We start from the raw sequence: 14,769 nt of genomic DNA, 5'->3' as shown, positions 1-14,769 counted from the left end.
GCTATAATATTTACAAACTTTGGGTATATACCAGTAAACATTAATGAGATAGAATCACAAACTGGCAAGGGGGTTCTACATGAATTGCAGTGGCTGCAGTCCAATTCATCCTATAGAGGATCAAGGTACCCTGTATATGCGTCCCATCTCCCCCGCTTTGCTTGAAGCACTGCAAAAGCAGGGAAGACATGTCGAACATTCGGATGAACTCATCTGGATGCATTTTATGAATCTTGAATCTGCACAACATTGTATTGAGGACATTCTCAAGATTGAAGCAACCCTGCCAGAGAAGTTAACGGTTCAGATCACTCCACTGTATGGCCAGGCAGATGCTGATAGCTGGATTAGTCTCTCCATGCAGGCAGCTCGACTCAAACATGCGGATCTGGTCTCCATTATCCTGGAGCATCAATTCAGCAGTCATATGCAGCCGATCGTAGATGCATCGGAGCAGATTATCGGATTTGAATTTTTACTTCGTCCTGCTGAACAGGGTAGACCCTTCAGTGTGTATGAATTATTTGAAGTTGCACGGGATACCGGACTGCATTCTTTTCTGGATCGGACAGCACGTGTTGCTGCTATCGAGACAAGTGCCGTTCTTTTACCGCATGGTGTCAAACGTTTCGTGAATTTCCTGCCTTCCTCTATCTATAACCCCGAATATTGCCTGACACACACATTTGAGACGATTGAACGCCTTTCGCTAGACCCTAAGGATTTTGTGTTTGAAGTGGTGGAAACGGAACAGATTCAGCATATGTCCATCTTGCAGCATATTTTTGAGGTGTATCGTTCTCATGGAATGTCGGTTGCCTTGGATGACGTGGGGGCCGGATTCTCGACGATCGAAGTAATGAATCGGCTGAAGCCGGATTTTGTCAAAATAGATCGGAGCCTCATTGATCATTGTGATCATGATTTGAACAAACAGCAGCAAATTATCGATATTGTTGAGATGTCGCGTCGATTTGGCGGGCGGGTACTTGCTGAAGGCATTGAACGAATCGAGGAATTTGAATTCTGTCGATCCGTGGGTATTGATTTGGCACAAGGGTATTATTTTGGTAAGCCAACCGCATATCCACCACAAGGTCCCTATGGAAAAACCTCTGCGTGAATGCAATAAAATATAGTTGTACCAACAAGTCACTTCGTATGATTGGAGTGGCTTGTTTGACATGCTATGTAAATTTATAAATACGCTCCCTCAGCCGATATATAGGATAGGCCTTTAGATTAGATGGGGGTCTATGTGACACCTTATTTAGTCAGGTTGGAGAGGTCCTACATAAAAAAAGAAAAAGGTCAGATGTATATTTGGAGGGGGAGAAGCAAGATGGCGAACATTCGGGGGAATGAGCAAGAAAAGGCAGCAATCAAGCCAGCCAAGCCAAAAGATAATAAACCGAAGAAGAAAAACAAAAAGAAAAAAGGCTTCGTCTGGAGCATAAGGAACAAATTATTGGTATCCTTCCTGGCGGTACTACTTTTGCCGAGTCTAACCATTGGAATCGTTACGATGCTTATCGCTGATCATACGGTGGAAAACCAGCTGATGGATAGTGCCAAAGAAAGTGTAGACACAACGAATTCAATTATTGGAACACAAGTGGATGCAAAGATCCATGATATCAATTATTTTGCCAGTGTGATTATGACTGACATGATTAAAGGACAAGATGAAAGCCCCGAGCTTGAGACGAAATTGAAAGAGTATCTTGGGATGCATCCGGATGCTGTAAATATCTTTGTGGGGACCAAAGAGGGAGTCATGGTTCGTGGCAAGGAATCTGCGGGAAGCTCACAAGGGTCCGCTTATGATCCTCGGGAACGAGAATGGTACAAGCTCGCGATGGAGAAACCGGGTACTCCAGTAGTGTCACCTGTATCCAAGAATACGGACGGCATTGCAGTTGTATTTATCTCCAAAACGCTTGATGATCAATCCGGTGTAGTAGGTCTCTCCCTGGATCTGACCGAACTGCGTGAGCAGGCTTCGATTAAAGTGGGCAGGGACGGGTACGTCATCATTATGGATGCGGACAAAAATTATATCGTATCTCCAGTCGTGGAAGCTGGTACACAGGAGCAGTCGACTACCTTGGATGCGATGTTCGAGAGCAAGGAAGGCAAATTTAGTTATAGCTATAATGGTGATTCAAAGACCATGATTTTCTCTACTAATGAGGAAACCGGGTGGAAAATTGGCGGTACAATGTTCAAGAATGAAATATTAAATGCAAGTAAAGACATTCGGATGGCTACCCTGTTGGTCCTTCTGACGGCAACCTTCTTAACGTTGATATTTATTATCTGGTTTACACGTTCGATGCTGCGTCCGATTAAACGTCTGCAGGAATCCGCCAGATCCGTAAGTAAAGGCGACCTGACGGTAAAATTGGACACAGGACGCAAAGATGAGGTAGGTGATCTGGCGAAGTACTTTGAACGGATGGTCGATAATCTGCGCATGATGATTCTGGGTGTGCAGGAAACGGCAGAGCAGGTGTCTGCCTCCTCACAGGAATTGTCCGCTAGTGCGGATCAAACAACCAAAGCTATTGAGCATTCAACGATGGCAATTCAGGAACTTGCCGAGGGTGCCGAGCAGCAAGTGAAGAGTGTAACGGATGGATCAGGACAAATGAGCCAAATGGCGGAAGATGTTCGCATGATGTCTGAGCGAGTGCAATCCATTACAACGAATATGCGGCATACATCTGGAGCGGCATATTCAGGTAATGAGGCTGCAGGTCACGCAGTAGAGCAGATGAATAGCATTCAAGAAACGGTGGAACAGCTGGCGACGGTGGTTCAGTCATTGAATGCACGGTCCGTTGAGATCGGCAGCATGGTAGATGTGATTGCTACCATCTCCAAGCAGACCAATCTGCTAGCTCTGAATGCTTCCATTGAAGCGGCAAGAGCGGGAGATGCTGGCCGTGGTTTCGCAGTCGTTGCGGGTGAGGTGCGGAAGCTTGCAGAGGAATCGGGGAACTCCGCTGCGCAGATCGGTGAACTCGTTCATAATATCCGTCAGGATATGGATGCTGCCCTGAAAGCTATGAATTCAGCTCAGACTCGGGTTGGAGACGGGATTCAGGCCGTGAATACGTCTGGGCAATCCTTTGCACAGATTCGGGAGGCTGTAGTGGATGCTGTTCATACGCTGGATGATTTGTCCGAAACAACGAAGCAATTGGAGAGTGGTGCTTCCCATGTTGCCAAAGCAATGAACGATATTTCGATCGTGACTCAAGAATCAGCTGCGAATACGGAATCCGTCTCGGCATCCTCTCAGGAACAGCTGGCATCTGTGGAGGAGATCGCTTCGTCTTCAGCACATCTGAACAGTATGGCGGAGCAATTACAAGGATTGTTGGGTATGTTCAAAATGGTGGAGAACACGCCGAAGGATGAGGATAAGTCCTAAATCATTAGTGATATCTTTTATCGCAGTTTTTATAGAAATTAGAAGGAAATAAAGATAGACATTTCTCCTGCAGCCATGTATAACTATAGCGTCTGGTTTATCCGCAGGAATTGCGGTGTAATCATATCTGGCAGGCCATTCTCATATCATGCTCCAAAACATGATGAATATATCGGCGCAGGAGGCTTTATGACATATGTAGCAATTCTGATTTTTGTACTGACCATCACATTGGTTATCTGGCAACCACGTGGATTAGGTATTGGTTGGTCCGCCATGGGTGGGGCTTTGCTAGCATTGATGTGTGGTGTCGTCAGTCTGAATGACGCCTCTGATGTGGCATCCATTGTATGGAATGCAACGCTCGCTTTTGTCGGCATTATTATGATTTCATTAATACTCGATGAGACAGGTTTCTTCGAATGGGCCGCTCTTCATATGGCAAGGTTGGCAGGAGGAAATGGACTTAGGCTCTTTATCTATTCCATTTTGCTCGGGGCGGCGGTGTCGGCTCTCTTCGCTAATGATGGTGCAGCGCTAATCCTTACCCCGATTGTGCTTGCGATGGTACGTGCATTGAAGTTCGATGAGCGCATGGTGCTTGCTTTTGTTATGGCTAGTGGATTTATTGCGGATACAACGTCGTTGCCGCTGGTCGTCAGCAACCTGGTGAATATCGTATCTGCGGATTATTTTGGTATTACATTTGTGGAATATGCGGTGCGGATGATCGTACCCAATCTCTTTTCCATCGTGGCAAGTACAGGGATGTTGTTCTTGTTTTATCGCAAAAGCATCCCGCTTCGCTACGATATCTCTGCAGCACGTGATCCCAGGGAAGCTATTCGTGATCCGCGGATGTTCCGCATCGCCTGGTTCATGCTGGTGCTGCTGCTCGTGGCCTATGCTTCCAGTGAGTTTTTGCCGATTCCCGTATCGGTTATCGTAGGTGCCGTAGCTCTTTTGTTCGCTATATTGGCAAGAAAGAGCGAAGCTGTGGATCTGAAACGCGTGATCAAAGAAGCACCATGGTCCATTGTCGTGTTCTCGGTGGGCATGTATATCGTGGTGTATGGGCTGCGTAATGCCGGCTTAACCGATCATTTGAGCCGTTGGCTAGATGCCATCGCAGACCATGGTTTGTTGGCTGCCTCAGTGGGAATGGGCATGATCGCTGCGATATTATCATCTGTAATGAACAATCTGCCCACCGTGTTAATTAACGCACTCGCGATTCAGGGTGCGCACACCGAAGGTATTGTGCGTGAGGCGCTGGTCTATGCCAATGTGATTGGTTCCGATTTGGGTCCCAAAATGACGCCAATTGGTTCACTTGCCACATTACTGTGGCTGCATGTGCTGTCCCGCAAAGGTGTAAAAATTACTTGGGGATATTATTTCAAGGCAGGCATCATCTTAACCATCCCCACACTATTAATCACCTTGGCCGGATTAGCGTTATGGCTATGGATTCTGGGTTAGTAAAATCGCATTTTACATTCACAATTATGATATGATCTAACTTATTGTAAAAAGCTGCTCTCATACGCTGGTGCTACCTACTAGCTATGAGGCAGCTTTTTTTGTTTCTTCTATAGAAGAAACAAATTCTTTTGCTTCATTAAAGCATGTACACAAAGGCCAGCCTTCTATAGAGCTGGCCTTCTTTTTTTACCTTCCCCCAGGCTGAGGATTAAAATGCCTGAGACACAACCAGCGCTGACACAGCGCAGGGGACGGAACGATTGTGTAAAAGCGAAGCTTATTCTGTGTAAGATTTTAAAACATCGAACGTAGTGGAGAGGACGGAATCGATTCTGAAGAAGCGGGAGCGTTCGCCTTTGTCTCCGAGTTTTAACATTAGACATATCAGATCAAAAAAATTGGAGACAACAGCGATCGGAAGAACGATCCGTACCCGGAACGGCCACTCAGAGTGATTTATTTAAAATTTATTTTAGTAATGTGTAAAATCTTCATGAAAATCTGGACACAATACGGTTTGAAACAACGTCCGTTCCCGGAGCTGCCACTTCAGCGCAATTTGTCCCAGATGTATTTCAATCCACAGTAAACATTTTTAACATTGCGTTTACAAAACATTGATTTTGAGATGACATAACGAAACTACAATGAATAAAGAGTTGATGGTGAACAAAAATAAAAGCCAAATCACCGTCACTAAATTGGGGGAGGAAAACAAAACATGTTTAAAAAGTTGCCGTTCATTTTGATGACCTTAACGTTCGTACTGGTTCTCGCAGCATGCGGATCAAAAAATGACGCTGGTACAGAGGGAAGCAATAATTCCGCAGGAGAAACTGCTACTGAACTTAGCGGTAACATTCTGGCTGTTGGTTCAACAGCACTGCAACCTCTGGTAGAGCAAGCTGGACAAAAATTTATGGCAGTTGATGAATATAAGAACGTAACAGTACAAGTGCAAGGCGGCGGTAGTGGTACTGGTTTGACACAAGTATCTGACGGACAAGCTACAATCGGTAACTCTGACGTATTTGCAGAAGAGAAAATCGATGACGCAGCAAAAGTAAGCGAACTGAAAGATCACCAAGTGGCTGTTGTAGCCATCGCTCCAGTAAGCAACAAAGATGCAGGTGTACAAGATTTGACGAAGCAACAACTGATCGATATTTTCTCTGGTAAAATTACAAACTGGAAAGATGTTGGCGGTGCAGATCAAGCGATCGTTATCGTAAATCGTCCTAGCAGCTCTGGTACTCGTGCAACATTCGAGAACTTTGCTCTGGGAACAAAAGTAGAAGATATCCAAGGTTCCATTCAGGAAGATTCCTCTGGTACAGTTAAAAAGCTCGTAGCTGAAACGCCTGGCGCTATTGGTTACCTGGCTCTGTCCTACCTGGATGACAGCCTGCAAGTTTTGAAATACGAAGGTGTAGAAGCAACGGTTGAGAACGTAGAAGCAGGAACTTATCCGGTATGGGCGTACGAGCACATGTACACTAAAGGTGATCCGGATGCAGCAACAAAAGCATTCCTCGACTACATCCTGAGTGACGAAATTCAACAAAACGACGTGACGGAGCTTGGCTACATCCCGGTATCCGGCATGAAAGTAAAACGTGACGCAGCAGGCACTGTGACTCAATAATCTTTGAACTTGCGCATACAGCGAGAGAGGCGGACCCAGGTCCTGCCTCTTTGCGCGGTTTGCTCTGGATTAATCCCATATTTTGCATGAATTCTACTATAGAAGGATGGTTGTTATGGAACAGACCGAAGGGGGAACGGTAATGAACAACAAGTTGAAACCACGCCGGCCCTTGAGAGAGAAGCATTATTGGGAAGAGTGGACGGGACGGATCTATACGTCGATTTGTGTCGTTTTCCTGATCGTTGTCATGTTTTCCATCGTTTATTTTGTAGCGTCCAAAGGCTTGTCGACCTTTTTCCAGAATGGCGTAAGTTTACGCGAATTTTTATCCGGAAAAACGTGGAACCCAACGGGGGAACCCGCTGCCTACGGAGCGTTGCCGTTCATTACCGGTTCATTCATAACAACATTGCTTGCAGCTCTGATTGCAAGTCCACTTAGCTTGTGTGCAGCGCTCTTCATGACCGAGATTGTACCGGGTAAAGGTAAAAAGATATTGCAACCTGCGATTGAGCTGCTGTCCGGTATTCCTTCCGTTGTATACGGGTTTATCGGTCTCAGTGTGATCGTTCCTTTATTGCGCAGCATGTTTGGCGGAGCCGGCGTCGGGATTGCAGCCGGATGTTTGGTTCTGTCTGTTATGATTTTGCCTACCGTAACAAGCATTATGGCAGATGCGCTGTCTGCACTGCCGAAAGGTCTGCGTGAATCCTCCTACGCATTGGGGGCAACACGCTGGCAAACGATCTACCGTGTCATTATCCCGACCGTTCTTCCAGCTTTGTTGACAGGGATTGTACTCGGTATGGCTCGCGCATTTGGTGAAGCTCTTGCCGTACAGATGGTCATTGGGAATGCACCGCATGTACCGACATCACTGCTCGAATCCGCTTCAACGTTAACGAGTGTAATCACCCTGAGTATGGGTAACACCACCATGGGATCTGTTCATAATAATGCACTGTGGAGTATGGCGCTTGTCCTGCTGGTGATGACCTTTGTCTTCGTCATTCTGGTTCGCCTGCTTGAAAGGAGGAACCGAGTATGAAAATGAAGGCTAAAACGGTAGATAAAGTTGCCACATCCGTTATCGTTGTTCTGGCGCTGTTCATTGTTGTTCTCTTGCTCGGTTTGCTTGGCTTCATTCTGGTACGTGGGATCGGACAGATTAACTGGCACTTCCTGACCAGTGCACCACAGCTGCTCAAAGGTGGAGGCGGTATTGGACCGCAATTATTCAACTCAATATTCCTGCTTGTTCTGACCTTGATTATTACGATTCCGCTCGGATGGGGCGGCGGTATTTATATGGCTGAGTACGCCAAGCCGGGCCGGATCACAAGTTTTATTCGACTCGTTGTCGAAGTGTTATCCTCGTTCCCATCTATCGTTATTGGTTTGTTCGGACTCTTGTTAATTGTTAATACATTTGGTCTTGGATTCTCCTTATTATCGGGTGCCATGGCCTTGGCTATATTCAATCTTCCACTCATGGTGCGGACAACAGAGCAAGCGTTCCGGGCCGTTCCGAAAGAGCAGAAGGAAGCGGGTCTTGCACTCGGGTTGTCCAAATGGAAAATTATTACTTCCATTCTGCTGCCTGTGGCATTGCCAAGCTTGATCACAGGTACGATCCTGGCATCGGGCCGGATCTTCGGTGAAGCAGCAGCCCTAATGTTCACAGCGGGTATGAGTAGTCCACCGCTGGACTTCACGGACTGGAATCCAACGAGTCCAAGGTCGCCGATCAATCCATTGCGTCCGGCAGAGACACTGGCCGTGCATATCTGGAAAGTAAACAGTGAAGGCATTGGCCCGGATTCCAAAGAAGTAGCAGCTGGCGCTTCAGCCGTGCTTGTACTTCTTGTACTGGCGTTCAATCTAAGTGCACGCTGGATCGGTCGGGTGGTTTACCGCCGCATGACAGCTTCGAAATAAGGAGGAACCAACATGGCCATACCTTTTGGTACGGAACAGTTAAGCATATATTATGGGCATTTTCAGGCAGTTAAGCAGATCAGCCTGACTTTTCCCGAAGCCAGTGTAACGGCACTCATTGGACCATCCGGCTGTGGTAAATCCACGTTCCTACGATCGCTCAACCGAATGAACGACGAGATTGCCGGTTCTCGCACGGAGGGACATATCTGGATGGATGGCAATGATCTGAATGAGCCGGGCACAGATGTAATCAAGCTTCGCCAGAAGATCGGCATGGTTTGGCAGAAGCCGAATCCTTTCCACAAGTCTATCTACAACAATATCGCGTTTGGTCCCCGCTACCGCGGTATCAAGAACAAGAAGGCACTAGATGAAATTGTGGAAAAAAGCTTGCGCCGCGCTGCGCTCTGGGACGAAGTGAAGGACAGACTGAATGAATCTGCCCTGGCCCTTTCGGGTGGACAACAGCAGCGGCTCTGTATCGCCCGCGCGTTGTCGGTTGATCCACAGATTTTGCTGCTCGATGAGCCGGCATCTGCGCTTGACCCGGTATCTACGGGTAAGGTGGAGGAGTTGATCTCGGAGCTCAAGAAGGAGCTGCGGATCGTGATTGTTACCCATAATATGCAGCAGGCGGCACGCATCTCGGATTATACGGCTTATTTTTATCTGGGAAGCATGATTGAGCACGGAGATACGGAACATATTTTCACCAACCCGGACAATCGTCTGACTCAAGAATATATTATGGGACGTTTCGGTTAACTGTTAAATTGGATGGAGTATGAGATCGAGATAGATTTATAGAGATAGAAGCAAGCATAACTCCCGGGCGAGGTCGTTCGGGGGTTATGCTTTTTTACATCATTGTACATATGGAATAGTTTGCCAAAATAAAAACAATCATGCTACGATATTTGTAAACACTGCCTTTAATTTGATAAGAGAAGGAGATGTGGATCATAACTACCCATAAGATTTCCCATGACACCATGGCAACTGAAATTATCTCGCATTATTCCATAGAAAAGCCTGCAATTTCCTTTATCCGACATAATGAAAATCTAACGTATCAGATGGTTGATGAATCAACCGGACAGAAGTATCTATTGCGAATACATAAAGCCGCTTTTGCAAGCATGACGGGAATCCAGCATACACGACCTGCACTTGAAGCGGAGATGAATCTACTTCATGAATTACGGGCTACCAGCCCATTGCGAGTGCAGATACCTTTGCGAAATACATCGGATGAGTGGGTCACCGTCTGGTTGGACGAAACAGGAGAAGAGATCTGTTGTACTGTTCTGGAATGGATTGAGGGCAGGGACATCAAACAGGGAGAACGTCTGGCGACAGCGCAAATTCATGATTTGGGTGTACAGTTGCAGATATTGCACCAATATGGACGACGACCAACGGGAGCTCCTGAGCAACAGGTGGGTTCACTGAAGTCTGAAAGCGGGCAGCAGATGAATGACCGTGAACAGCATGCTGATAAGGCGATCATCTCAGAGATGTATACCGATAGCGATAACCCTACCTTGAAGCAAACGGAAGTACGACCAGCCTATGGTTCGATCAAAGAGAATCTGGTCATGCTGGAGCAATTGGAGGAAGGCGTTAGACGTGGCATCTTTACTCCTAAGGATTTCGATCTGATTCGTGAGACGTTTGAGAACATTAACAGACAACTCGAAACGTATCCGCACAATGCCGAGACATGGGGAGTAATTCACGGAGATATTACCCGCGGCAATCTGTTAGTGACGGATCAGGGCATATCTATGATTGATTTTTGTTTATACGGTTATGGCTACTATCTCTTTGATGCCGGAGGTGCGGCTACGATTTTCAATCGGGAGGAACGGGATGTCTTCCTATCGGGTTATACGGAGCAGACAGGACCACTGACGAAGCGTGATATTCGATTAATGGAAGGATTCATGCTGATTTTTACGTTCGGCTATTTTGCATTCCAGATGGAGAATGAGTCCAGGTACGAATGGATGAAAGAGCGAATGCCTCTTATATGCAGCAAATTTTGCAAACCATATGTACAGAACGAGAGTATTTTCTATGAGTTATAATTTGTGATTTCTAGTGGGTGGGTAGCGCTATGAAGAACATTCGTGCAAAGAGAGTTGCATCGAAGGGGCAGTCTGGTGGCTGGAAGCATGCCGGATTGCTACTTAGCGGAGTGGGCATATCCAATCTGGGTGATTTCATATATATTGTGGCGATTAACCTGATGGTATTGAATATGACACAGTCTCCAGCGGCAGTCGCAGGGTTGTGGATTATCTCGCCGATTGCTTCGGTGTGCACTAAGTTTTGGTCAGGTAGCCTGATTGATCGTTATGATCAGCGGCAGTTGATGATTGGTGCCGATATGCTACGGGCGTTGCTGGTGGCGATGCTGCCACTGATGTCCAGTCTATGGATGATGTACGCGGTGATGTTTCTGATCAGCATGTCCTCATCTATATTTGTCCCTTCCTCTCAGGTATACATTACCCGGCTGGTACCTGCTGAACGGCGCAAGCGCTTTAATTCCCTACAAGCTTTGATCAGCTCAGGGGCATTTATTACCGGCCCGGCAGTTGCAGGAGTGATGCTGTTATATTTATCTCCGGCAGCAGCCATTTATGCCAATGCGGTTTCCTTTGCTGCTTCTGCGTTGATTCTAATGTTTCTTCCCAAACTGGGCATTGGAGAACAGAATATAGGGACGGGAAGCAGGCTGACCCCTCGGATGATTGCCCAGGATTGGAGAGCTGTACTGAGCTTCAGCCGAAAGTCGGGCTACGTGGTCGGTATATATGCCCTGTTCCAGATTATTCTGGTGGTCGGCATGTCGCTGGATGCTCAGGAAGTGGTGTTTATCCGTCAGGTGATGAACCTGCCTGAATCGCAGTACGGAGCATTAATGAGTATCACCGGCATCGGTTATTTGGCAGGTTCCATGCTGGTTTGGATGTTCGCCAAACATTTGCCGGTCCGTCACATGATGGGTGGCGGTGTACTTCTGGTTGCGCTTGGTTATTTCCTGTTCGCCCGTTCATTCTCGTTTGAACTGGCGGCTGTTGCCTTTATTCTGCTCGGTCTGTGCTCCGCACTGGCGAGTACCGGCCTGGTTACCTTTTATCAAAATAATATTCCTGTCGATCTGATGGGGCGAATGAGCAGTGTACTTGGACTTGTGTTAAGTGTGTTGCAGGTGGCTTCCATTTTGATTGCAGGGGTAATAGCAGAGCAGTTGTCGCTTCGTATGGTATATACAGTTGTATCTGGGGTCATGCTGTTAGCTGCGTTGGGATTGTGGGTGACGAGCATGTTTCCTTCCCGAAGCAGGTATTACGATGAACCGGCGAAGTCCAAGGCGATGGTGGGGTGACAGGCAGAAATACGGCAATTCTAGTACAGAATAATGGTTGCCTGAATACCCGAACCGTTCAGTAGAACATAACATAAATAGTATTAAACACAGATATTGGCTAATAGAAAATGAAAAATGTATACGCTTTCGAGATGAAACGCATTAACACATTCATGTGATGAAAGTTTACAGTTTGTTCGTTTATCTTGTGTATAAAATGGAAAAAGCAATTATTCGCAAAGAAATCGTTAAGTTTGTTGACACTGATCTTCCGGTCGATTAATCTTAATGAGAAAGTATTAAAAACTTCAATTATCGTTCTGGTACAAAATCAGAATGGTTCCATACAGCGAATGATAGCGAGCGGGAGAGACCTGGGCATGTCGAGTAAAATGGCAGCTGTCGGGCACCGAAGGAGCAAGCTGCTACGCACCCGGCGCAGCGGTTAATCTCTCAGGTAAATGTACCATCGTTGGACGCAACTCTGGAGAGTGCGCGAACTGCGCCACCCAAGGGGTATATGGTCAAGCAGCACGGTGTGCAGGGTGACGTCACCTGTAAATACAGGGATGCATCGATTCGCCGCGCTGCTTATCATGAAACTCTCAGGTATCGAGGACAGAGAGAGGGCCTAGGGCCTTCTTCTGTCCTTTTTTGATGTCATCATTCAGTAATAAAGGAACATTATGGGTGTACGTCTGGATGAAAATGACGATTATAAATGGAGGGTTTGCGATGCGTTTTAAAGACGTTTTTTCAATTATTGGTCCGTCCATGACAGGTCCATCAAGTTCACATACGGCTGGAGCGGCAAGATTGGGGCGAATTGCCCGTCAGTGGCTGGGATGCACGCCTGAACGCGCTCGATTAACTCTATACGGCTCGTTTGCTGATACGTATCAGGGGCATGGTACGGATCTTGCGTTGATCGGTGGCCTGCTTGATTATGTGACTGATGATCCACGTATACCGGATGCAGAACAATATGCAGAGGAAGCGGGTATGGAGGTAGAGTTTTTCACAAGCGGCCTGCCTGCTCCTCATCCGAATACGGTCAAGATTGAACTATGGCACGGAGACCGCCAATGTTCACTAATCGGTGCTTCCATCGGCGGTGGTAGTGTATCGGTGCATGCATTGAATGATTTTCGTGTACAGATCAGCGGAGAGTTCCCCACACTTGTACTTCGCCATTCGGACAAAGCAGGGGTGCTCGCTTCGGTAACCTCCACCATCAGTTCGTCCGGGGTGAACATCGGGTACATGCAAGTGGATCGGAAAGCCCGGGATGGTGAAGCACTGACAGCGATGGAGATGGATGGTGTGCCGAATCCTGAGATGTTGAACCGTCTGCGGTCGCTGGATCATATGCTGGACATTCGCGTGATTGATTTGAAGAGAGGGGTCGAGCCTGATGCGGTTTAAACATCTACATGAACTGAATACCATCTGTACAGCAGAGTCCAAGACCATTGCCGAGCTGATGATCGAAGAGCAGGTTCAGGAGACGAATATCCCGGAAGTGGATGTTGTGCGGCAGATGTCGGATTACTATCAGGTGATGAAGGAAGCTGTACACAAAGGGCTAACAGAAGATACAACATCACGCAGCGGCTTGACTGGCGGAGACGGCAAAAAAATGGCTGAGTACATTCGTAAAGGCGAGACTTGTTCTGGAGATGCCTCTGCACTGGCCATGGCGTATGCCCTTTGTGTATCGGAAGTGAATGCCTCGATGGGCCGGATTGTAGCCACACCGACAGCTGGCTCCTGCGGCATCATTCCGGGTGTATTTATCAGCTCACAGGAGCGTTTTGGCTGGAGTGACGAGCATCTGGTGAACGGTCTGTTCTGTGCGGGAGCGATCGGTTATGTCATTGCCAACAACTCATTTATCTCAGGTGCCGAGGGTGGCTGTCAGGCTGAAGTGGGTTCTGCGATCGGTATGGCCGCTGGAGCCATGGTGGAGCTGCGTGGAGGGACGCCGGAGCAAGTGGTTCATGCAGTTGGCCTCGCGTTAAAAAATACACTAGGGCTCATCTGCGATCCTGTCGCAGGCCTCGTGGAAATCCCTTGCATCGTCCGTAACGGACTGGGTGCCGTAACTGCGCTGGCTGCGGCCGACATGGCGCTGGCCGGGGTACGAAGTGCCATTCCTTCTGACGAAGTCATTGATGTCATGCTGGAAGTGGGCAGTGCGATGCCGAGCAGGCACCGTGAAACGGCCCAAGGTGGGCTTGCCCAAACACCGACAGGACGGAAAATGATGGAGAAGCTTGCTAAACCAAAGGCGAAGCGTGCGGAGCCTGAGACTGAAGCTGAGTCTCCTGCTGAAAATGAGCCAGAAGCCAAGGCATAACAACTATGCACGAACATGAACGAGCTTGAAATGAATTTAACTCGTGGAGCCTGGTTCATGAATGGTCATCTGCTCCCATCATGATAAAAAAGCCGGTACGAATTCTTCCTGCTGAAGAAGCGTATCGGCTTTTTTGCTTATTAGGTTAGCCTGTAATTACTGGTTGGCCTTTTTTTGTGGTCGTTTTACGATGGGGAGCCAGGAGAACGTGGCCGCTTGGGGGGACCTCGTTACAAGAGGCTGTTCTCACGCGACCTCCAAAAGATCATTTTTGAGTTGGAAGGGTTTCGACCTGTAAAACAAGCGCCGTGTGTAGCTGAAATTAAGAAGTTTAGCGATGCGAAACAACTCGTGGCATTTGCAGGCCATGACCTTTAGTTCAGGAAAGTATACAGCGACAAGCGCACGAATACAAAACGAGGCTCGAAGAGGCTCGGACGTTCTCTGTACTTGGCTGAGCAATGCGAGATGAGTAAAAATGTATACTTAATCCCCACTGCTTCGTCAGCTCGTGGATT

At 47.4% G+C, this 14,769-nt stretch carries 11 protein-coding genes and 2 riboswitches; all 11 genes read left to right on the top strand.

All coding sequences use genetic code 11. The features are described 5' to 3' along the window. Positions 1-79: 79 nt before the first annotated feature. On the top strand, positions 80-1,123 hold the full coding sequence (locus tag MHB84_RS10755) for an EAL domain-containing protein (protein ID WP_076290635.1): 1,044 nt from the start codon (positions 80-82) through the stop codon (positions 1,121-1,123). Between the two features lie 219 nt (positions 1,124-1,342). Continuing rightward, the gene (locus tag MHB84_RS10750; RefSeq protein ID WP_083679022.1) at positions 1,343-3,439 is read left to right on the top strand and encodes a methyl-accepting chemotaxis protein; all 2,097 of its coding nucleotides are present in this window, start codon (positions 1,343-1,345) and stop codon (positions 3,437-3,439) included. A 189-nt stretch (positions 3,440-3,628) separates the two neighbouring features. Then, entirely contained in the window at positions 3,629-4,921 is a 1,293-nt protein-coding gene (locus tag MHB84_RS10745; RefSeq protein ID WP_076290634.1) for an arsenic transporter, read from the top strand. A gap of 724 nt (positions 4,922-5,645) precedes the next feature. Continuing rightward, on the top strand, positions 5,646-6,569 hold the full coding sequence (locus tag MHB84_RS10740; RefSeq protein WP_076290633.1) for a phosphate ABC transporter substrate-binding protein: 924 nt from the start codon (positions 5,646-5,648) through the stop codon (positions 6,567-6,569). A 142-nt stretch (positions 6,570-6,711) separates the two neighbouring features. Next, complete coding sequence (gene pstC, locus MHB84_RS10735) at positions 6,712-7,620, top strand: phosphate ABC transporter permease subunit PstC (protein ID WP_099858708.1); 909 nt, start codon at positions 6,712-6,714, stop codon at positions 7,618-7,620. Positions 7,621-7,622: 2 nt separating this feature from the next. After that, complete coding sequence (gene pstA / locus MHB84_RS10730) at positions 7,623-8,510, top strand: phosphate ABC transporter permease PstA (RefSeq protein WP_063566305.1); 888 nt, start codon at positions 7,623-7,625, stop codon at positions 8,508-8,510. A 12-nt stretch (positions 8,511-8,522) separates the two neighbouring features. Further along, complete coding sequence (pstB, locus tag MHB84_RS10725) at positions 8,523-9,278, top strand: phosphate ABC transporter ATP-binding protein PstB (protein ID WP_063566217.1); 756 nt, start codon at positions 8,523-8,525, stop codon at positions 9,276-9,278. A 227-nt stretch (positions 9,279-9,505) separates the two neighbouring features. Beyond that, a complete protein-coding gene (locus MHB84_RS10720; RefSeq protein WP_341143039.1) occupies positions 9,506-10,603 on the top strand; it encodes a phosphotransferase enzyme family protein in 1,098 nt (365 codons plus the stop codon). Between the two features lie 29 nt (positions 10,604-10,632). Continuing rightward, on the top strand, positions 10,633-11,910 hold the full coding sequence (locus MHB84_RS10715; protein WP_076290631.1) for an MFS transporter: 1,278 nt from the start codon (positions 10,633-10,635) through the stop codon (positions 11,908-11,910). 336 nt (positions 11,911-12,246) lie between these two features. Further along, positions 12,247-12,370, top strand: a riboswitch (glycine riboswitch). A gap of 4 nt (positions 12,371-12,374) precedes the next feature. Continuing rightward, a riboswitch (glycine riboswitch) is annotated at positions 12,375-12,516 on the top strand. A gap of 111 nt (positions 12,517-12,627) precedes the next feature. Beyond that, complete coding sequence (gene sdaAB / locus MHB84_RS10710) at positions 12,628-13,317, top strand: L-serine ammonia-lyase, iron-sulfur-dependent subunit beta (protein WP_076290630.1); 690 nt, start codon at positions 12,628-12,630, stop codon at positions 13,315-13,317. Next, a complete protein-coding gene (gene sdaAA / locus MHB84_RS10705) occupies positions 13,307-14,251 on the top strand; it encodes an L-serine ammonia-lyase, iron-sulfur-dependent, subunit alpha (protein ID WP_076290629.1) in 945 nt (314 codons plus the stop codon). The genes sdaAB and sdaAA overlap by 11 nt, the downstream gene beginning before the upstream one ends. The last annotated feature ends 518 nt before the right edge of the window (positions 14,252-14,769 follow it).

The sequence above is a fragment of the Paenibacillus sp. FSL F4-0087 genome (assembly GCF_038020215.1).
GTDB lineage: Bacteria > Bacillota > Bacilli > Paenibacillales > Paenibacillaceae > Paenibacillus > Paenibacillus taichungensis.
The sequence above is the reverse complement of the archived record's forward strand: the minus strand, read 5'-3'. Positions and strand labels throughout refer to the sequence as shown.

Excerpts from the sequence above, each read along its gene's own strand:
- MHB84_RS10755 (WP_076290635.1), top strand. The coding sequence starts at position 80 with ATGAATTGCAGTGGCTGCAGTCCAATTCATCCTATAGAGGATCAAGGT.
- MHB84_RS10750 (WP_083679022.1), top strand. The coding sequence starts at position 1,343 with ATGGCGAACATTCGGGGGAATGAGCAAGAAAAGGCAGCAATCAAGCCA.
- MHB84_RS10745 (WP_076290634.1), top strand. The coding sequence starts at position 3,629 with ATGACATATGTAGCAATTCTGATTTTTGTACTGACCATCACATTGGTT.
- MHB84_RS10740 (WP_076290633.1), top strand. The coding sequence starts at position 5,646 with ATGTTTAAAAAGTTGCCGTTCATTTTGATGACCTTAACGTTCGTACTG.
- pstC (WP_099858708.1), top strand. The coding sequence starts at position 6,712 with ATGAACAACAAGTTGAAACCACGCCGGCCCTTGAGAGAGAAGCATTAT.
- pstA (WP_063566305.1), top strand. The coding sequence starts at position 7,623 with ATGAAGGCTAAAACGGTAGATAAAGTTGCCACATCCGTTATCGTTGTT.
- pstB (WP_063566217.1), top strand. The coding sequence starts at position 8,523 with ATGGCCATACCTTTTGGTACGGAACAGTTAAGCATATATTATGGGCAT.
- MHB84_RS10720 (WP_341143039.1), top strand. The coding sequence starts at position 9,506 with ATGGCAACTGAAATTATCTCGCATTATTCCATAGAAAAGCCTGCAATT.
- MHB84_RS10715 (WP_076290631.1), top strand. The coding sequence starts at position 10,633 with ATGAAGAACATTCGTGCAAAGAGAGTTGCATCGAAGGGGCAGTCTGGT.
- sdaAB (WP_076290630.1), top strand. The coding sequence starts at position 12,628 with ATGCGTTTTAAAGACGTTTTTTCAATTATTGGTCCGTCCATGACAGGT.
- sdaAA (WP_076290629.1), top strand. The coding sequence starts at position 13,307 with ATGCGGTTTAAACATCTACATGAACTGAATACCATCTGTACAGCAGAG.